This window comes from Microbacterium sp. NPDC055988 (genome assembly GCF_042269505.1).
In the GTDB taxonomy this organism is placed as follows: Bacteria; Actinomycetota; Actinomycetes; order Actinomycetales; family Microbacteriaceae; genus Microbacterium.
Map to the genome: position 1 here is coordinate 2,022,636 of NZ_JBHJXY010000001.1, position 17,739 is coordinate 2,040,374.

Here is a 17,739-nt window from a genome sequence, read left to right on the forward strand (position 1 = left end):
GTGCTCGGCGCGGACCGAGGAATAGGCTGATGCCGTGACCACCGCATTCGTCTCCGACCTGTTCGACCCGGCCGAATGGGTCCTCGCGCCCGGCGCCGAGGACTACACCGACATCACCGCGCACGTGTCGCACGACGGGGGAGTCGCGCGCATCGCGTTCAACCGCCCGGAGGTGCGCAACGCCTTCCGCCCGCACACCGTCGACGAGCTCTACCGCGCGCTCGACATCGCCCGGCAGGATGCGCGCATCGGCGCGGTGCTGCTGACAGGAAACGGTCCGAGCGCGAAGGACGGCGGCTGGGCGTTCTGCTCGGGCGGCGACCAGCGCATCCGTGGTCGCGACGGGTACAAGTACTCGGATGCCGAGACGGCGATCGTCGACGGTGCGAGCCGTGCGGCGGTCGGCCGCCTGCACATCCTCGAGGTGCAACGGCTCATCCGCTTCATGCCCAAGGTCGTCATCGCGGTCGTGCCCGGATGGGCCGCCGGCGGCGGGCACTCCCTGCACGTGGTGTGCGACCTCACGATCGCCTCGGCCGAAGAGGCCCGGTTCAAGCAGACGGATGCCGACGTGGGCAGCTTCGACGCCGGGTACGGCTCCGCCTACATGGCTCGGCAGACCGGACAGAAGTTCGCTCGCGAGGTGTTCTTCCTGGCCGAGGAGTACTCGGCGCAGCGTGCCTACGAGGCCGGTGCCGTCAACCGTGTCGTGCCGCACGCCGAACTCGAGCGGGAGGCGCTGAAGATGGCGCGCACCGTGCTCACCAAGTCGCCCACCGCGATCCGCATGCTGAAGTTCGCCTTCAACGCGGTCGACGACGGTCTGGTCGGTCAGCAGGTGTTCGCCGGTGAGGCGACCCGCCTGGCCTACGGCACCGACGAGGCCGTCGAGGGTCGCGACTCGTTCCTCGAGAAACGCGACGCAGACTGGTCGTCGTTCCCCTGGCACTACTGAGTCGGAGCTCCGTATGACCGCCCTGATCCCCACGGATGCCGAAGATCCGGATCTGCTGAGGGACGCCTTGCAGCGCGCACTCGAGGGCGGACCCGCGTTGGGCCTCGGCATGGTGGCCGGTGCACCCGAGAACGTGGCGGACGGCATCGCGGCGGTGATCGCGACGTCGGGGTCGAGCGGCATCCCGAAGCGGGTCGCGCTGAGCGGCGAGGCGCTTCGCGCGAGTGCCGAGGCCACGGCGGCGAGGATCGGGAGCGGGCGCTGGTTGCTCGCACTGCCCGCCGGCTACGTCGCTGGCCTGCAGGTGATGGTGCGGTCGATCCTCGCGGACACCAGGCCGGCCGTGCTCGATGGGCGATTCTCACCGTCGTCCTTCGCCGAGGCGACGTTGGCGATGCTGCGTCCGTCGCCGGGGCCAGGATTTCCCGACCTGTACACGTCGCTCGTCCCGGCTCAGATCGCGACGCTGCTCGATGCCGCCGACGACACGGCCGTGCGTGCCGCGCTATCCGCGTACCGGGCGATCCTGGTCGGCGGACAGTCTCTGCCGGAGCCGCTACGCGAGCGAGCGGCCGACCTGGGCGTACGGGTGGTCCGCACGTACGGATCGACCGAGACCAGCGGCGGCTGCGTCTACGACGGCGTACCGCTCGACACGGTCGGAGTGCGCACGGTCGACGGGGAGCTGCGTATCGCCGGGCCCATGCTGGCCGAGGGGTATCTCGGTGACTCCTCCTTGACGGCGCACACCTTCGTGCGGGACGAGCACGGCATCCGCTGGTATCGCACCGGCGACCTCGGGCTCGTGGAAGACGGGGTGGTGCGCGTGCACGGCCGCGCCGACAATGTGATCGTGTCCGGGGGCATCAACATCTCGCTCGATCGGGTCGAGCGGATCGTCCGGCGCATCCCGGGGCTGCACGAGGCGGTCGTGGTGGGCGTGGAGGACGAGCACTGGGGCGAGGCGTCGGTGATCGTCGCCGCGCGCGGCGAGGTGCTGCGGCGCAGCGAGTCCGAGCAGCTCGCACAGGCGCGTGAGGCCGTGGCGGACGAACTCGGCAAGCATGCCCGCCCGTCCCGCCTCATCCTGGTCGACGAGATGGATGTTCTGGTCTCCGGCAAGCCCGACCGCGAAGCCATCCGCCGGGCCGTCGCCGACCTGCGTTGAGCGCCGCTGCCAGACTGGGCCGCATGGATGTGTTGCGGCTGGCAGGAGTGCCGGGAGTCGGGAAGAGCGCCGTCGCGTGGGCTGTCGCCCAGCGTCTGGCGTCTGACGGAGTGCCGACCGGGTATCTCGACATCGATCAGCTCGGCATGTGCTATCCCGCTCCACCTGACGATCCGGACCGCTGGGCGTTGAAGGAGACCGCGCTCGTCCGGCTCGCCGCACGGTTCCGCGACGCGGGCGTCGAGCGGCTCATCGTGTCCGGAGTCGCCGATCCGACCCAGCCGCCTCCGATGAACGGGCATCCGACGGTTTCTCTGTGGCTCGACGCGGATGAGGAGACGAGGCGGGAGCGTCTGGCTCCCCGCCGGTGGGAACGCGACCAGGTCGACGCCGCGCTCGCCGCCGGCACTCTGGAGGCGAGGACGGCGCACCCCGGCTGGGAGCGATTTGACACGGAGCGGTCGACCATCGAGGAGATCGTGGAGTCCGTGATCGACCACCGGGCCGTGGGGGCGCAGACGACCGTCGAGACCGTATTCCCCGACAGGCATGTGACAGGGCGGGTCATCTGGGTCACCGGTCCGCGGTGCTCCGGCGCCTCGCGGGTGGGTTGGGAAGTGGCCCGCGCCCGGTGGGGTGCAGGTGAGCGGACGGGCTTCGTGGACGTCGCCCAACTGAGTTTCGCCTGGAATGTGAGGCGTCTGAGCGGCGTCGATAACGCCGCCGCCCTGCACCGGGTGTTCGCGGCGGTCGACGCGCAGACCCTGATCGCCGTCGCGCCGTTCGAGGTGGATCCGGCAGAAGTGCGCGCGGCTTTTCCTCGAGCGGACGTCCGCTTCTTCCGCCTCGATGCCGACGAGCGTACGCGCCGAGACCACGCCGTCCGGAGGTCAGCGGGAGCAGACGGCGCACTCCTGGCCGGTGACGACCTGCTCGGCGCGTCCGCCGCGGAGATCGAGAGGATCGTCGCGATCGGAGAGGGTCAGCGTGCATTCCCGCTGCGCGCCGGAGAGACCCTGATCGACGCGCCGACGTCATCGGTGAGGCAGGCGGTCGACAGGGTGATCGAGTCGGCCGGTGGGGCTTCTCTGCCAGAATGAACCGCATGGTCACGTACACGCACGGACACCACGAATCGGTCCTCCGCTCGCACAATGTGCGCGACATCGGGAACTCCGCGGCCTACCTCCGCCCGCACCTCACCGCCACGACGCGGCTCCTCGACGTCGGAGCGGGGCCGGGCTCCATCACGGTCGACTTCGCCGGCGTCGTCGCGCACGTGACCGCCACCGAGGTAGACGAGGGCACCCTGTCGCTGTCGCGTGCTCTCGCGGCGAACCGGGGCATAGAGAACCTCGACTTCTCGGTCGAGGATGTGCACGCGCTCAGCTTCCCCGACGACTCCTTCGACGTCGTGCACGCGCACCAGGTCCTGCAGCATGTCGGCGACCCGGTGCAGGCGCTGCGGGAGATGCGTCGCGTGACCGTGCCCGGCGGGATCGTCGCCGCGCGTGACGCCGATTACGCGGGCTTCCTCTGGTTCCCGGTCCTGCCCGAGCTCGATCGGTGGCTGGCTCTGTACCAGGCCGCGGCCCGTGCGAATGGCGGCGAGCCGGATGCCGGTCGCCGACTGCTCTCCTGGGCGCGGGCTGCGGGCTTCGACGACGTCACCGCGACGGCATCCACCTGGTGCTATGCCTCTCCCGCGGAGCGAGCCTGGTGGGGCGGGATGTGGGCGGACCGCATCCTCGAGTCCGCGCTCGCCCGGCAGCTGGTGGACAGCGATATGGCCACACGTGCCGATCTGCAGGAGATCAGCGACGCCTGGAAGAGCTGGGCCGACGACGGCGACGGCTGGTTCCTCGTGCCTCACGGCGAGATCCTCGCTCGCGCCTGACCGACCGCAGGGATACATCCACGGACGGATGTCCCGTGCGGTGTGCTCGCGTAGCGTGGGGGAGTGATCCGCCCGCTCTCCCGCACGGCGCTCGCGCTCGACATCGTCGGGGCGGCGCTGCTCTTCCTCGTCCTGTTGCCGATGTCGCTGGTGTTCTACGGACCGGGAACCGGGAACACGGCGATCGGAGGCGCGGCCGTCGTGGCGGTCGTGTTCGCTGCCGTGCTGATGTTCGGCGCGGTCGCGATAGGACGGCTCGCGCCGGGCTGGGCGCTCGCAGCGGCATGGGCCGGGGCGATACTGCAGATGATCGCCGGCTTCGGCCCGCTGCCGATCGACTTCGCCATCCTTCTCGTGCTCTACGCCACGGCGGCGTGGGGCACGAGGCGGGTGCTCTGGTGGGGCTTCGGGTCCGCTCTCTTCGGTGGACTCGTCGCCGCCCTCTACATGGTGGTCGTGAACGGCGTCGCTTTCGGCACCGGCACCGGATGGGAGAAGGTGACGGCCGGCACCCTCCTTCTCGTCGTGTCCGTGATGGCGCTGGGGTTCGCCTGGGTGTGCGGACTCCTGTGGCGGGTCGTGCTGCGCGCGCGCCGTACTCGCGCGGCCCAGCTCGAGGCCGAGTCTCTCGCGGTCGAAGAGCAGGAGCGCGTGCGCATCGCCCGCGACATGCACGACATTGTGGCTCACTCGCTCGCCGTGGTCATCGCTCAGGCCGACGGCGCGCGATATGCGGCCGCGGCGAAACCCGAGTTGGCGACGGAAGCGCTCGGCACGATCGCGCAGACGGCGCGCGGGGCGCTGAGCGACGTGCGGATGCTGCTCACGCAGCTCCGGCATCGGCAGGGCGATGGCCCGCAGCCGACGCTCGCCGACCTCGAAGCCCTGTTCGCACAGGTGCGGCAGGCGGGGATCGAGCCGCGCGTCACGGTCGACCCGATGCCTCCGGGGGAGCCGCCGGGCGCGATCCAGCTCGCCGTGTATCGCATCCTCCAGGAGGCGCTGACCAACGCGATCCGCCACGGCGACGGCGCTGTCGACGTGCACCTGGCCTGGTTCCCGGATCGGGTCGACGTCGATGTGCGCAACACCGTGTCGCGGGACACCGTGATCGCGTCCGGAGGGCACGGGGTCATCGGGATGAAGGAGAGGGCGCAGCTCGTCGGCGGTAGTCTGCAAGCCGAGCGCCGAGGGGCACAGTTCGTCGTCCACGCCACGCTCCCGATCGGAGTCCCCGAATGATCAGAGTCGTGCTCGTCGACGACCAGGCGCTGTTCCGTGCCGGCATCCGGATGCTCGTCGCCTCGCAGACCGACCTGGAGGTGGTGGGCGAAGCCGGCAACGGGCAGGAGGCGCTCGACGTCGTCCGCGCGACGCGGCCCGACGTGGTGCTGATGGACATCCGGATGCCGGTCATGGACGGTCTCACGGCGACCGCCGAGATCCTCGCCCGGCCGGAGCCGCCGCGCATCGTCATGCTCACGACGTTCGACCTCGACGAAGCGGCCGCGCGCGCGATCCGGCAGGGAGCCAGCGGCTTCCTGCTCAAGGACGCCGACCCCGAGTTCCTGCTCGCCGCGATCCGCACCGTGCATTCGGGTTCGAGTGTGATCGCCGCCTCGGCGACGCGTGATCTGTTCGCGCATTTCGCCGAGGCGCCCAAGCCCGTCCCGCCGCAGTACTCCACGCTCACCGACCGGGAGAAGGAGATCTTCGCGCTAGCAGCCCGTGGCCTTTCGAACGCCGAGATCGCGGGCCGGGAGTACTTGAGCGAGGCGACCGTCAAGACGCACATCAGCCGCATCCTCACCAAGCTCGCCCTGCGCGACCGCGTGCAGCTGGTGGTCTTCGCCTTCGAGCACGGCCTGGCCTGACCGGCATCCACCACGGCGTCCGTTGACGATTCGCGGACTCGGTGACGCTGCGCCGAGGAATTGGTGCGAATCCGTCGGCAGATCGTCATGACCTCGGCAGATCGTCGCGGCCTCGGATCATCCCTCCGATGTACGCGGATGCTCCGGTCGGGCGATGACCGGCACGGGGCTCGGGAAATAGCGTCGAAGGCATGGAGATCACGACCACCGACCTGGGGCTCGCCGCCCGCGTCCAGCACTTGAAGAAGACCTACGGCTCGGGTGAAGGCACCGTCCGCGCGCTCGATGACGTCAGCGTGGGCATCCGCCGCGGACAGTTCACCGCGATCATGGGCCCCTCCGGCTCCGGCAAGTCCACCTTGATGCACATCATGGCGGGGCTCGACAGTCCGACGGAAGGACGCGCGTGGATCGGTGACACGGAGATCACTGGCCTCGGCGACATCGACCTGACGATCCTGCGCCGCCGCCGCGTCGGCTTCATCTTCCAGGCCTTCAACCTGGTGCCCACGCTCGACGCGCTCGGGAACATCATGCTGCCGTTCGAGCTCGACGGCCGCCGCCCGAGTGCGATCGAACGCGCGCGCATCGACGGACTGATCGAGTCGCTCGGGCTCGGCTCACGCCTGAACCACCGCCCGCACCAGCTGTCCGGCGGGCAGCAGCAGCGCGTGGCCATCGCCCGCGCCCTGGCGACCGCCCCCGACCTCGTGTTCGCGGACGAGCCCACCGGCAACCTCGACTCGAAGACCGGGCGCGAGGTGCTGCGCCTGCTCGCCACTGCGAGCCGTGAGCACGGCCAGTCCATCGCGATGGTCACGCACGATGCGATCGCCGCGAGCCACGCCGACCGCGTGCTCTACCTCGGCGACGGCCGGATCGTCGCCGACCACCCGCGTCAGACCGCGGAGGAGATCTCCGCCTACATGCTCGCCGCGGAGGTGGCGGCATGACCGCGGTCGCCACGGTCGTCCCTGAGTCGCGGGCGACCGGACCCCGCCTGGCCTGGCTGCGCGACCGGGGCATGGGCGCCAGCATCCTCGTCGCCGCGCTGTCGGCCGCGTTCGGCGTGCTTCTGGTCGAGATCACCGCCTACATCGGCGCGGTCCTGCAGGCCGATCCCTTCATCGGAGACAGCGAGACGCTCGCGTTCGTGGTCGCCCTGCTGTCGGTGCTGCTGACGGTCGTCGCGATGTACGTGGCCGCGATCGTCACGGCGAACACGTTCTCGACGATCATCGCCGGACGCACGCGGCAGATCGCCCTCATGCGTCTGATCGGTGCGACCGCGCGCTCGCAGCGGGCTCAGGTCGGCAAGCAGGGTCTCGTCGTCGGTCTGCTCGGCGCCGCGATCGGTCTGCTCGTCGGCATCGTGCTGGCCGTGATCGGGGTGCAGATCGGGTCGCAGCTGATCGACAACGTGCCGGATTCGTTCTCGCTCGCACAGCCGTTCATCGCCCTGCCCGCGATCGGTGTCGCACTCACGACCTGGGCGGCGGCGTGGGCCGGTTCGCGTCGGGTGCTGTCGGTGACGCCGCTGCAGGCATTGGGCGGATCCGTCGAACGGACCCACGACGAGGTATCGGGAAAGCCCGGCCGGCACGTCGGCGCCTGGATCCTGCTGATCACCGGAGCGGTGCTCCTCGCGGCGGGGGTGGTCGTCGGACTCCTGACCCCGCTCGGCGTCGTCATCGCCTTCTTCGGCGGAGTCCTCTCGTTCACCGGGCTGGCGCTCGGATCCGTGCTGTTCATGCCGCCGGTGCTGCGTCTGGTGGGGAGGATGTTCGGTTCGAGCGCCACCGCCCGTCTCGCCGCCGAGAATGCGCTGCGGTATCCGGAGCGGTCGTCGCGGATGGCGATCGGCGTGGTGATGGGCGTGACGCTCGTGACCATGTTCGCCGTCGCGCTCGAGTCCGCGAAGCGCCTGATGATGAGCCAGGTGACCGGCGAGATCCCGGAGGAGTTCTTCGCCCCGTTCGACGCCTTCGCGGCGATCATGATGGTGCTGGTCGCCGTCTCCGCCGTCATCGCGGCCGTCGGCCTCGTCAACCTGCTCACGATCGGTGTGGTGCAGCGGCGCCGCGAGCTCGGCCTGCTCCGCTCGATCGGGCTGTCGAACCGACAGGTGCGGCGGATGGTGCTGCTCGAGGCCACGCACATCACGGTGGCCGCGACGCTGACCGGTCTCGTGCTGGGCATCGCGTACGGGTGGATCGCGGCGCAGTCGCTGCTGGGCTCGGTGCCGACTCTGCCGGAGTTCACCCCCGCCGGACTCGTGGCCCCGCAGGTCCCGTGGATCCCCGTCGCCATCATCATCGTCGCCACGGCGGTGCTCACGCTGGTCGCTGCTGCCACGCCCACGCGCCTGGCCACCCGGGTGGCTCCGGTCGAGGCGCTCGCGGCCGACTGACGGCTCTAGGCTGGTCGGATGCCGTCGCCGTTCGATCAGTCCACGTACCAGGTCCGTCTCGACTGGGGTACGGCGGGCCTCGCCCGTCTCGCACCCGCCGACATCGTCGTGGTCGTGGATGTCCTGCGGTTCTCGTCCACGGTGATCGATGCCGCAGCCGCCGGCACCGACGTGAGTCTGGCCGAAGCCGAGGGATGGTCGCGGAACGGTGCAGCGGTCGCCGCCGCAGCCTCCCCGGAGGCGATCGTCCTCGTCGGCGGCATCCGCAACGCCTCCGCCGTCGCCCGTGCGGTGCAGACCATCCAGGAGCGTCGACAGGCGCGGACCTCGGTCGCGGTCATCGCTGCGGGAGAGACGGATGCCACGGGCACGCTGCGCTTTGCAGTCGAGGATCAGCTCGGTGCGGGGGCGATCATCCTGGCGCACTCGGATCGAGGCATCGATCACACCTCACCGGACGCGGCGGTCGCCGCCGAGGGATTCCGTGCCCTCCGCGGCGCGCTGCGGCACATGGTCGGCGCGAGCGGCTCCGGGCGCGAGCTGGCCGAGGGCGTGGCGTCCACCGCTCGTATCGAGGCATCCGGTCTGGTGCCGACCGCGACGACGGATGCCGCCGCGCTCGACGCCGTCGACGTCGTCCCCGTCTTGCGTGATGGGTCGTTCACCCGGTTCGTGTGAGCCTCGCCGCTCGGGCGGAATTCTCCCCGTCGGGCGGCCACCCGTCGTCGAACTCTCCTCCCCGCACGCGGATCTCCGCCCGACACCGCGCGGGAGGCGGGGGTTCGGGCGTCGCGACGTAGGGTCGTGGCATGAGGTACCTTCCCGCCGTCATCGTCGACATCGTGTTCGTGCTCATCTTCGCCGCGATCGGTCGTGCCTCGCACGACGAGAATCCCGCGGGGTTCCTGCTCACCGCCTGGCCGTTCCTGATCGCCGTGGTGCTCGGACACCTGCTCGCGGCATTGCTCCCCGGCAGGCCTCGTCGACCGTGGTCGGTGCTGTGGGGCACGGTGGTGTGGGTCGTGACGGTCGCCGGGGGCATGCTCATCCGCGTGCTCAGCGGCGACACCGCCGAGGTGCCGTTCATCATCGTTGCCACGATCGTGCTCGGCGTGTTCCTGGTCGGCTGGCGGGCCATCACCGCCCTGCTGCGCCGACGTCGCACCGCATCGGACGAGCGCGACGACGCCATCGCTCCCGGAGACGAGAACTCCCACGATCTCCCGCGCTGAGCGGGCGGTCAGCGCGGCATCTGGGCGGCGAGTCGCACGTTGGACGGGATCTCTCGCCGCGTCCATGCGAAGACGTGCCGGGCGTCGAACGTGCGTGAGCAGCGTGCACACGAGGTGGCCCTCGTCGGCCGCCGATGCCGGTAGGTCACGTGGCCGGCCGGGCACAGACCCACCCAGGGGGCGAGCTCGACAGCGGTTTCCCCGTGGTGCGTCGTTCCGCCGACGTAGCCGAGGTCGTGCGCGACGCGCTTCCATGCCGGCCCATGCGCGGCCGCGTGTCCGGCGAGGGCGTGCGCCACCTCATGCAGCAGCACCTGGTGGATCTCGTCGTCTTCGAAGCGCGCGGCGAGGTAGCGCGAAACCGTGATGCGCTTCTTCGTGTAGTCGCATTGTCCGGCCCGCCGCTTGGCATGGTCGAAGCCGAAGGTCCAGCTGTCATCGAGATGCAGCGTGATCAGTGCTTCGCCCCAGACGCGCACACGGTCGAGTTCCGCCATGCGCCCAGATTATGCCCTGCGACCGACATTCGTGGTCGAAGGCAGGCTCAACCCGCGACGAGCTGAGATGGACGGCGGCGCTCTGCGGCCTCGATCGCGAGCAGCACGGTTTCGAGTTCGCGGTCCTCTGCGCCGGATTCGCGCCGCAGGAACAGCGACTGCTTGAAGCTGTCACGTGCGGTCTCGTAGTCGCCCACGTCGAAGGCGTTCTTGCCGTGGTGCTGATAGGCGAATGCCGCGATCGACAGCCAACGCTGGCCCTCGGCCTCGGTCGCGCAGGTGGCCAGCTCCTGCTCGGCGGCGGCGTGCGCACCGCGGTACTGCAGGATCGTCGCGTGCAGCACTCGCGCGCGCAGCACATCCTTGCGCGTGCCGGCCATGCGCGCCTGGCGCACGGTCTCGTCGGCGAGCACGAGTGCCTCGTCCAGACGGTCGAGCACCTTCAGCAGCCACACGCGCTCCAGCAGAGCGGGCAGGCTGCGCTGCGACTCGATCTCCGCGAGGCGGGTCGCGCACTCATCGAGATCGACCTTCTCGCGGAGCGTCTCCTGGTCGTATCCCCGGATGAAACTCATTGCTCTCCTTCCGCAGCGTCCCCGTCCAGTCTGCCTTCCGGTCGCGTGCTCGACGGGGCGGCGCGCCCTGGGCGGCGCATCCGAGCTGCGACATACCGCGGCGCGGGTCCGTGTCGATCGGCCACGGGGCGCAGAGGCGGTCGAGGTCAGCGCAGGAACAGCGAGGCGTCGGGGCGAGGCGACGCGACGGCATCGGCATCCGTGACGACTCTTGCTCCCTGCAGGAAAGCCTCGGCCTCGGCCCCCTGCGCGATCTTCGCGGGATGCGGACCGGCCGCCAGCATCCGCGGCAGCCACTCGGACGGCAGGGGAGTGGCGGATGCCGCGATCACGAGGTTGCCGAACCGCCGCCCCTTGAGCACCTGGGTGTCGGCGAGGATGCGGATCTCGGGCAGCACATCTGCGATCGTCGCGGCCTGGCGGCGGGCGAAGGCGAGGCCGGGGCCGTCGGCGACGTTGACGAGCAGCACGCCGCCGGGAGCGAGCAGGGCGGAGAGTTCGCGGTAGAACTCGATGCTCGTCAGGTGGGCGGGGGTCTGTGCGCCGGAGTACACGTCCGAGACGACGAGGTCGCAGCTCGCCTGCAGCGCGCTCGGCAGCCGGCTCACTCCCTCGCGTGCGTCACCGATGCGGATGCGGATGGCCGCGCCCTTCGGGAGCGGAAGGTGCTCTCGGACCAGCTGGGCGAGCGGTGCCTCGAGCTCGATGACCTGCTGGCGGGAACCCGGACGGGTGGCGTCGATGTAGCGCGGGATCGTGAGGGCGCCCGCGCCGAGGTGCACCGCGGTCAGTGGCCCCGGCGCGAGCTGATCGATCACCGCGCCCATGCGGACGATGTACTCGAAGTGCAGGTGGGTCGGATCATCGAGGTCGACGTGAGACTGCGGGGTGTCGTCCACGATGAGCTCGAACCCGCTGGTGAACTCCGACGGCACGATGCGGGCGATGCCGCCGTGGTCCAGGCGGACCTGCGGGTGCTCGGTGTCGCGCGATCGGTTTCGGCCCATGGCCCGAGCCTACGCGCCGGGTGAGAAGGTCAGCGCAGCCTGCCGTTCGCGCAGGTCTCCTGCTCCACCGTCTGACCCGAGATGGCCGGGTCGAGCGTCGCGCGCGGCGCCGGGGTCTGCGTCGCCGGGGCGTCTGTGGACGGCGGGGTGGTCGCCGGCACCTCAGGTTCGGTGCCCGGAGCAGGCTCGACGAGTTCGACGCCCCCGTTGTTGCTGACATCGCCGGTGAGCTGGACGGGCTGCCCAGCCTTCAGCGCGTCCCAGATGGTGGCTGCGGCGTCGTAGTTCGGGATGACCCGGTCGGAGTCGTCGGGGTCGCCGAACACCGGGTACTGCAGGAAGACGAAGTCCGAGAAGGGCACGTCCTTGATCGAGAGCGCGAGCTGAGCGAGCCGGACGGGGTTTGCCAGCTCGTCGCTCGGGTCGATGTTGTCGACGACGGTGTCGGCGAGTCCCAGCACCTTGCCCGGATCGGTGAGCACCTCGTCGCTCATGATCTTCTTCACCAGTCGAGACATGTACTGCTGCTGGTTCGAGACGCGGGCCATGTCGCTCTCGTCGCCGACACCGTGCCGGGTGCGGATGAACTGGAGCGCCTCGTAGCCAGAGACGGTGCGCGGCCCCGGCTCCCAGTCGATCGCCGTGTGCCGGTCGCGGATACCCTCTCCGCCGATGCACACCTCTACTCCGCCGATCGCGTCGGTGACCTCCATCACGCCATCGAAGGCGATCTTCGCGGCGAACGGGATCTCGATGCCCGTGAGCTGGGTGACCGTCTTCGCGACGCAGGACAGGCCGGCGCGCTGGAAGATCGAGTTGATCTGCGTCTTGCTCGTGGCCGAGGCGACGGATCCGTCCGGCAGGGTGCACTCCGGGGTCTCGATCATCAGGTCGCGGGGGAGCGAGACCACGGTGACGTTGCGGGGCTCGGCCGAGACGTGCACGAGCAGGTTCACGTCGTTGAGGACCCCGCCGTCGGCCTCCGAGCAGCGCTCGCCGAGCAACCCGGTCGAGACCTCACCGCACTCGTCGGTGCCGATGATGAGCATGCTGAACTCGCCGGGGAAGGCGCCGATCTGGGGCGGCTCCACCTCGGGGGCGTCTTCGAGGGTGACCGCACCATCGCTGAAGCGGTTGAAGTAGTCCGTCACGACGAATGCGGCGACGGCGATCGCGGAGACGAGGATGACGCCCAGCGTGATCCCGGCGATCTTCAGGAAGCCTTTGGCGGGCCCGGGAGTGGGGAGTGTCGCGTGGCGCGCGACCGTGGAGCGGTCGGTTTCGTCGTGGCGGCGCATGCCCGCGAGCCTACCGGCGGACCCTGCGGGCGCCGCGCAGGCCGAGCCTGGGCAATACCTGGGAGAGACCGCGGAGAAGCTGATGTTACGGCCGCATGACGATTCTGAGAGGAACTTGCAGGTAATTAGTTAGTCGTGGATACTTTTTCCTAACCCCCGGTGAGTACCCGATACTCACCTGGACTTTTCAAAGAGGAGATCCCCGCATGCACAAGCGCATTCTTCCGGCCGTGGCGCTCGGCGCCGTGGCCACGCTCGCCCTCGCCGGCTGCGCCGGCGGCGGTGACACCGGCTCCACCGACGGCGAGGGCAAGGAGCTCACCGTCTGGATCATGAAGGGCACCAACCCGGACGCGACGGCTTTCTACGACGACGTCGCCGAAGCCTTCGAGAAGGAGACCGGCGCGACGGTCAAGATCGATGAGATCCAGTGGGCCGACGCGCACGACCGTTTCGTGACCTCCATCGCCGGTGGCACGACCCCCGACATCGCCGAGACCGGCACCACCTGGACCGCAGAGTTCGCCGACGCCGGCGCGCTCCTCCCGATCGACGAGTACGTCGACGGCGAGAAGGGTCTGCGCGACGACCTGGTCGAGGGCCTCGAGGTCGCCGGCACCTACGAAGACGAGCTGTACGGCATGCCGTGGTACGCCGGTGTCCGCTCGCTCATGTACCGCGCCGACGTGTTCGAGGAGCTCGGTCTCGAGGCTCCGAAGACGTGGGACGACATCGTCGCCGCGGGTGACGCCATCAAGGCCGCCAAGCCCGACATGCTGCCGTTCCCGGTTCCGGGCGACGCCGAGTTCCAGGTCTACCCCTGGGTCTGGGGCGCCGACGGCGAGATCGCCACGAAGGACGGCGACACCTGGACCAGCGAGCTCGACAGTGCCGAGTCGCAGGCCGGCATCGAGTTCTACACCGGCCTCGCCACCGAGCACGGCTTCTCCTCCGCGGGTGCCACCACCTGGAAGGAGACCGACCTCCGTGACGCGTTCACGCAGGGCAACGTCGCCATGATGCTCTCGGGCTCGTGGACGCCGAACTCCCTCATCGAGGCGAACCCCGACCTCGAGGGCAAGATCGGCGCCGCGGTCATCCCCGGCCAGGACGGCGGCATCGCCCCGTCGGTGCTCGGCGGATCGCACCTCTCGATCTTCAACACGACCGAGAACGCCGACCTGGCGTGGGAGTTCGTGAAGCTCGTCACGACCGGCGAGTTCGCCGAGCAGTGGTCGAACGAGACCGGCTACTTCCCGGGCGTGCAGTCCGCGATGGAAGAGGCTCTCGCCTCGACCGACCCGCTGGTCGCACCGTTCGCCGAGCAGATGGTCGACGGCGGAGCATCCGTCCCGGTCACCCCGAACTTCGGCGCCGTGCAGGCGAAGAAGACGACCAACTCCATGATCCAGGCCATCCTCAGCGGACAGAAGGACGTCGCCACCGCGACGAAGGACGCCTCCGCCGAGATGACCGAACTGCTCAACCAGTAAGGAAGCATCCCTTCCATGTCGATGGTGCAAGCGCCACTGCCGGCCACGAAGGCGGAGTCCCCCTCCGCCTTCGTGGCCGGCGGCCGGAAGCGACGCGGTCTCTCGATCGTCGCGGCCCGCCCCTGGCTTCTTCTCGCGCCCGGGCTGGTCATCCTCGCGGTGCTCATGCTCTGGCCTCTCATCCAGGTGTTCATCTACTCGCTGCAGGACTACGGCCTGCGCGAGATCAACACCGGGGAGAGCAACTGGATCGGGCTCGACAACTACGTCGAGGCGCTCACCAACCCGACTCTCTGGACGGTGGTGCTGCCCAACACGGTCGGCTTCGCCGCCGTGGCGGTGTTCGTCACCGTCGCCGTCGGCACGCTCGTCGCCCTGCTGCTCGCGCGGCTCGGCACCACATGGCGCGTCATCGTCTCCAGCTGCATCATGGTCGCGTGGGCGATGCCCGCCGTGACCGGCACCTATGTCTGGACCTTCATCTTCGACGCCGACCGCGGCATCTTCAATCAGGTCCTCACCGACCTCGGGCTCATGGACGACCCGGTCAACTGGTTCACGAACCAGTGGTCCTTCTACGCCATCGTGCTCCTCAACGTCGTGCACCACGGCTTCCCGTTCGTGGCGATCACAGTGCTCGCCGGACTCCTCGGCGTCTCGAAGGAGATGCTCGAAGCGGCGGCTCTCGACGGCGCCGGTGCCTGGCGTCGCTTCTGGAAGATCATCTTCCCGACGCTGCGTCCCGTGTTCTCGGTCGTGATCATCCTCTCGACCATCTGGGACTTCAAGGTCTTCGCGCAGGTCTACCTGATGCCCGGCGGAGGCGGCGGCAACCGCCAGGTGCTGAACCTCGGCGTCTGGTCCTACGTGGAGTCGTTCGGGCAGAACCGCTACGGCTTCGGTGCGGCGCTCGCCGTGCTGCTCACGCTGGTGCTGATCGGCATCACGATCGTCTACATCCGCTCCCTCATGAAGGAGGACGAGCTGTGAACCCGCGCCCTCGGCTCCGTTCCCGGATCGGACTCGGCATCGCGGTCGCCGCGGTCCTGATCTTCACGCTCTTCCCCGTCTACTGGATGGTCTCCAGCGCATTCGACGGCAAGGCCTCCAGCGGTGGGCAGTCGCTCATCCCGCAGGAGTTCACGTGGGACAACTTCGCGTTCGTCCTCACCGACGGGGGCTTCGGCACGTACCTGCGCAACTCGGCCATCGTCGCCCTCGTCACGGTCCTCGTCAGCGCCCTGGTGTGTCTGCTCGCGGCTGTCGCCGTGGCGCGATTCAAGTTCAAGTTCCGCACGACGATCCTGATGATGATCCTCGTGGTGCAGATGGTGCCGCTCGAGGCGCTCGTGATCCCGCTGTTCCTGCAGGTCAAGAGCCTCGGACTGCTCAACAGCATCCTGGGCCTCATGGTCGTCTACGTCGCCCTGTCGCTCGCCTTCGGCATCTGGATGCTGCGCGGATTCGTCGCCGCCGTCCCGGTCGAGCTCGAGGAGGCCGCATACATCGACGGCGCCAGCTGGTGGCGGATGTTCCGCTCGGTGCTGCTGCCGCTGGTCATGCCCGGCCTCGTCGCGACGAGCATCTTCAGCTTCATCACGGCGTGGAACGAGTTCATCTTCGCGATGACGATCCTGGGTGCGCAGACCGACCAGTACACGGTCTCGATCGGTCTCAAGTCGTTCTTCGGCCTGCACTCCAACGACTGGGGCAGCATCATGGCGGCGTCGACCATCATCACTGTCCCGGTCATGATCTTCTTCGTGCTGGTGCAGCGCAAGCTCGCCTCCGGCATGGTCGCGGGAGCCGTGAAGGGATGACCGACGAGCTCGAGCGCCTCGCGAACGGGGTGCTGTGGCCGGGATTCTTCGGCACCGAGGCGCCGGAGTGGCTGCGCGCCGAACTGCGTGACGGCCTGGCCGGGGTCGTGTACTTCGGTCAGAACGTCGGCGAAGGCCTCCCGGCGCTCAGCGCGGCGATCCTCGACGCGAACCCCGACGCCCTGATCGGCATCGACGAGGAGGGCGGCAGCGTCACCCGCCTGGAATCCGCCACGGGGTCCACGGTCCCGGGAGCCGCTCAGCTGGGTCTCCTCGACGACCTGGTGGCCTCGGAGAAGACCGGGGCGGAGCTCGCCCGACGCGTGCGCGCGGTCGGCGCCAACGTCGTGCTCGGCCCGGTCGCCGACGTCAACACCGACCCCCGCAACCCGGTCATCGGCGTGCGGGCCTTCGGCGACGACGAGGCACTCGTCTCGCGGCACGTCGTCGCCACGATCGACGGCATCCAGGACGCAGCGGTCGCTGCATGCGTCAAGCACTTCCCGGGTCACGGCGACACCCACATGGACTCGCACCACTCGCTCCCGGAGATCACGCTCGACCTCGACGAGTTCGAACGCGTGCACCTGGAGCCGTTCCGTGCCGCTGTCGACGCCGGCGTGGATGCGGTGATGACCGCGCACATCGTGGTCCCCGCCTGGGGTGAGCAGCCAGCGACCCTCAACCCGCGTGTGCTGGGCATGCTGCGGGACTGGGGTTACGGCGGCGTCATCATCACCGACGCGCTCGACATGGCCGCCATCCGTGAGACGGTCGGGCTCGGCGGGGGAGCGGCCCTGGCGCTCGCTGCCGGCGCCGACCTGCTCTGCATCGGCAACCCGACCAACCCGGGCGATGCCGCGCTCCCCGACCAGGACGAGCAGGACTTCCGCGCTACCCGCGACGGGATCGTCGCCGCACTGCGCGACGGCTCGCTCTCGCGCGAGCGCGTCGAAGAGGCGGCCCGCCGAGTCGCCGCCCTCGCTGCGAAGCTCCATGCCGCCGCCGACCGCGACCAAGAACCCGCCGACGAGTTCGACGCCGCGGAGATCGTGCGTCGCGTCCTGACAGTCACCGGCGATGCCCCCGCTGCGGCATCCGAGCTCGCCGTGATCGATGCCCGTCGCCGCTCGACGCTCGCGGTCGACAGCGCCGGCTCGTACGTCGCGAACGCCCTTGCCGACGACGGCCTGCGGGTACGCCTCGATGTCGCATCCGCCCCGCTCGCCGAGCAGGACCGCGTGCTGGACGAGGTCACCGCCGCCCCGGGCACGACGGTGCTGCTGATCGACCGGCCCGACACGGATCCCGCGCAGCGGGCGCTCGTCGAGCGGGCGGCGCTGCGTGATCCGGCAGCGGTCGTCGTCAACGTCGGTCTCCCGACGGCGACCCCGTTGCCGCTGCCGAGCGTCGAGGTCGCCGCTGCCAGTAGGCTCGGTGCGCAGATGGCGCGTGACGCACTCCTGGGGCGTTTCGCCGTGCAGCAGAGGACCAGCGTCGACTGAGGACAGGA

Annotated in this window: 18 protein-coding genes; 14 read left to right on the plus strand and 4 right to left on the minus strand. The window is 69.6% G+C overall.

The genetic code is table 11. The features are described from left to right. The first annotated feature begins 34 nt into the window (after window positions 1-34). From ACFC14_RS09710 to ACFC14_RS09755, 10 genes are all read left to right on the plus strand, one after another. On the plus strand, window positions 35-955 hold the full coding sequence (locus ACFC14_RS09710) for a 1,4-dihydroxy-2-naphthoyl-CoA synthase (protein WP_376103523.1): 921 nt from the start codon (window positions 35-37) through the stop codon (window positions 953-955). Between the two features lie 13 nt (window positions 956-968). Then, entirely contained in the window at window positions 969-2,123 is a 1,155-nt protein-coding gene (locus tag ACFC14_RS09715) for an AMP-binding protein (protein ID WP_376103526.1), read from the plus strand. Window positions 2,124-2,146: 23 nt separating this feature from the next. Next, window positions 2,147-3,223, plus strand: a complete 1,077-nt coding sequence (locus ACFC14_RS09720; protein ID WP_376103529.1) for a hypothetical protein — start codon at window positions 2,147-2,149, stop codon at window positions 3,221-3,223. 5 nt (window positions 3,224-3,228) lie between these two features. Continuing rightward, window positions 3,229-4,020 carry a class I SAM-dependent methyltransferase gene (locus ACFC14_RS09725; protein ID WP_376103532.1) on the plus strand — a complete coding sequence of 264 codons (792 nt, stop codon included), beginning with the start codon at window positions 3,229-3,231 and terminating at the stop codon, window positions 4,018-4,020. A gap of 63 nt (window positions 4,021-4,083) precedes the next feature. Continuing rightward, window positions 4,084-5,262, plus strand: a complete 1,179-nt coding sequence (locus ACFC14_RS09730) for a sensor histidine kinase (RefSeq protein WP_376103535.1) — start codon at window positions 4,084-4,086, stop codon at window positions 5,260-5,262. Continuing rightward, a complete protein-coding gene (locus tag ACFC14_RS09735) occupies window positions 5,259-5,894 on the plus strand; it encodes a response regulator transcription factor (RefSeq protein WP_136042933.1) in 636 nt (211 codons plus the stop codon). The genes ACFC14_RS09730 and ACFC14_RS09735 overlap by 4 nt, the downstream gene beginning before the upstream one ends. 191 nt (window positions 5,895-6,085) lie before the next feature. Next, window positions 6,086-6,847 (plus strand): ABC transporter ATP-binding protein, encoded by a 762-nt coding sequence (locus tag ACFC14_RS09740; protein ID WP_136042932.1) that lies wholly within the window; start codon window positions 6,086-6,088, stop codon window positions 6,845-6,847. Further along, on the plus strand, window positions 6,844-8,304 hold the full coding sequence (locus tag ACFC14_RS09745) for an FtsX-like permease family protein (RefSeq protein ID WP_376103539.1): 1,461 nt from the start codon (window positions 6,844-6,846) through the stop codon (window positions 8,302-8,304). The genes ACFC14_RS09740 and ACFC14_RS09745 overlap by 4 nt, the downstream gene beginning before the upstream one ends. A gap of 18 nt (window positions 8,305-8,322) precedes the next feature. Further along, window positions 8,323-8,982 (plus strand): 2-phosphosulfolactate phosphatase, encoded by a 660-nt coding sequence (locus tag ACFC14_RS09750; RefSeq protein ID WP_376103542.1) that lies wholly within the window; start codon window positions 8,323-8,325, stop codon window positions 8,980-8,982. A gap of 131 nt (window positions 8,983-9,113) precedes the next feature. Further along, on the plus strand, window positions 9,114-9,536 hold the full coding sequence (locus ACFC14_RS09755; RefSeq protein ID WP_376103545.1) for a DUF3054 domain-containing protein: 423 nt from the start codon (window positions 9,114-9,116) through the stop codon (window positions 9,534-9,536). Between the two features lie 8 nt (window positions 9,537-9,544). Here ACFC14_RS09755 and ACFC14_RS09760 read toward each other — a convergent pair whose 3' ends face one another. The 4 genes from ACFC14_RS09760 to ACFC14_RS09775 all read right to left on the minus strand — a co-directional run bounded on the left by ACFC14_RS09760 (window position 9,545) and on the right by ACFC14_RS09775 (window position 12,913). Continuing rightward, the gene (locus tag ACFC14_RS09760) at window positions 9,545-10,033 is read right to left on the minus strand and encodes a SprT-like domain-containing protein (RefSeq protein WP_376103548.1); all 489 of its coding nucleotides are present in this window, start codon (window positions 10,031-10,033) and stop codon (window positions 9,545-9,547) included. A 47-nt stretch (window positions 10,034-10,080) separates the two neighbouring features. Further along, window positions 10,081-10,608, minus strand: coding sequence for a hypothetical protein (locus ACFC14_RS09765; protein WP_376103551.1), 528 nt, complete (start codon window positions 10,606-10,608; stop codon window positions 10,081-10,083). Window positions 10,609-10,754: 146 nt separating this feature from the next. Then, the gene (locus ACFC14_RS09770) at window positions 10,755-11,615 is read right to left on the minus strand and encodes a spermidine synthase (protein ID WP_376103554.1); all 861 of its coding nucleotides are present in this window, start codon (window positions 11,613-11,615) and stop codon (window positions 10,755-10,757) included. 29 nt (window positions 11,616-11,644) lie between these two features. Then, window positions 11,645-12,913, minus strand: coding sequence for an LCP family protein (locus ACFC14_RS09775; protein WP_376103557.1), 1,269 nt, complete (start codon window positions 12,911-12,913; stop codon window positions 11,645-11,647). A 206-nt stretch (window positions 12,914-13,119) separates the two neighbouring features. Between ACFC14_RS09775 and ACFC14_RS09780 the strand changes: the two genes are divergently transcribed. From ACFC14_RS09780 to ACFC14_RS09795, 4 genes are read left to right on the plus strand one after another with little or no spacing between them, the layout of a single operon-like run. Then, a complete protein-coding gene (locus tag ACFC14_RS09780; protein WP_376103560.1) occupies window positions 13,120-14,406 on the plus strand; it encodes a sugar ABC transporter substrate-binding protein in 1,287 nt (428 codons plus the stop codon). A gap of 15 nt (window positions 14,407-14,421) precedes the next feature. After that, the gene (locus tag ACFC14_RS09785) at window positions 14,422-15,396 is read left to right on the plus strand and encodes a carbohydrate ABC transporter permease (RefSeq protein ID WP_376103563.1); all 975 of its coding nucleotides are present in this window, start codon (window positions 14,422-14,424) and stop codon (window positions 15,394-15,396) included. Continuing rightward, window positions 15,393-16,226 carry a carbohydrate ABC transporter permease gene (locus ACFC14_RS09790; RefSeq protein ID WP_136042923.1) on the plus strand — a complete coding sequence of 278 codons (834 nt, stop codon included), beginning with the start codon at window positions 15,393-15,395 and terminating at the stop codon, window positions 16,224-16,226. Before ACFC14_RS09785 ends, ACFC14_RS09790 begins: the two co-directional genes overlap by 4 nt. Further along, complete coding sequence (locus ACFC14_RS09795) at window positions 16,223-17,731, plus strand: glycoside hydrolase family 3 N-terminal domain-containing protein (RefSeq protein WP_376103566.1); 1,509 nt, start codon at window positions 16,223-16,225, stop codon at window positions 17,729-17,731. Before ACFC14_RS09790 ends, ACFC14_RS09795 begins: the two co-directional genes overlap by 4 nt. Window positions 17,732-17,739: the final 8 nt, after the last annotated feature.

Excerpts from the sequence above, each read along its gene's own strand:
- ACFC14_RS09715 (WP_376103526.1), top strand. The coding sequence starts at position 969 with ATGACCGCCCTGATCCCCACGGATGCCGAAGATCCGGATCTGCTGAGG.
- ACFC14_RS09720 (WP_376103529.1), top strand. The coding sequence starts at position 2,147 with ATGGATGTGTTGCGGCTGGCAGGAGTGCCGGGAGTCGGGAAGAGCGCC.
- ACFC14_RS09725 (WP_376103532.1), top strand. The coding sequence starts at position 3,229 with ATGGTCACGTACACGCACGGACACCACGAATCGGTCCTCCGCTCGCAC.
- ACFC14_RS09735 (WP_136042933.1), top strand. The coding sequence starts at position 5,259 with ATGATCAGAGTCGTGCTCGTCGACGACCAGGCGCTGTTCCGTGCCGGC.
- ACFC14_RS09740 (WP_136042932.1), top strand. The coding sequence starts at position 6,086 with ATGGAGATCACGACCACCGACCTGGGGCTCGCCGCCCGCGTCCAGCAC.
- ACFC14_RS09745 (WP_376103539.1), top strand. The coding sequence starts at position 6,844 with ATGACCGCGGTCGCCACGGTCGTCCCTGAGTCGCGGGCGACCGGACCC.
- ACFC14_RS09750 (WP_376103542.1), top strand. The coding sequence starts at position 8,323 with ATGCCGTCGCCGTTCGATCAGTCCACGTACCAGGTCCGTCTCGACTGG.
- ACFC14_RS09755 (WP_376103545.1), top strand. The coding sequence starts at position 9,114 with ATGAGGTACCTTCCCGCCGTCATCGTCGACATCGTGTTCGTGCTCATC.
- ACFC14_RS09760 (WP_376103548.1), bottom strand. The coding sequence starts at position 10,033 with ATGGCGGAACTCGACCGTGTGCGCGTCTGGGGCGAAGCACTGATCACG.
- ACFC14_RS09765 (WP_376103551.1), bottom strand. The coding sequence starts at position 10,608 with ATGAGTTTCATCCGGGGATACGACCAGGAGACGCTCCGCGAGAAGGTC.
- ACFC14_RS09770 (WP_376103554.1), bottom strand. The coding sequence starts at position 11,615 with ATGGGCCGAAACCGATCGCGCGACACCGAGCACCCGCAGGTCCGCCTG.
- ACFC14_RS09775 (WP_376103557.1), bottom strand. The coding sequence starts at position 12,913 with ATGCGCCGCCACGACGAAACCGACCGCTCCACGGTCGCGCGCCACGCG.
- ACFC14_RS09780 (WP_376103560.1), top strand. The coding sequence starts at position 13,120 with ATGCACAAGCGCATTCTTCCGGCCGTGGCGCTCGGCGCCGTGGCCACG.
- ACFC14_RS09785 (WP_376103563.1), top strand. The coding sequence starts at position 14,422 with ATGTCGATGGTGCAAGCGCCACTGCCGGCCACGAAGGCGGAGTCCCCC.
- ACFC14_RS09795 (WP_376103566.1), top strand. The coding sequence starts at position 16,223 with ATGACCGACGAGCTCGAGCGCCTCGCGAACGGGGTGCTGTGGCCGGGA.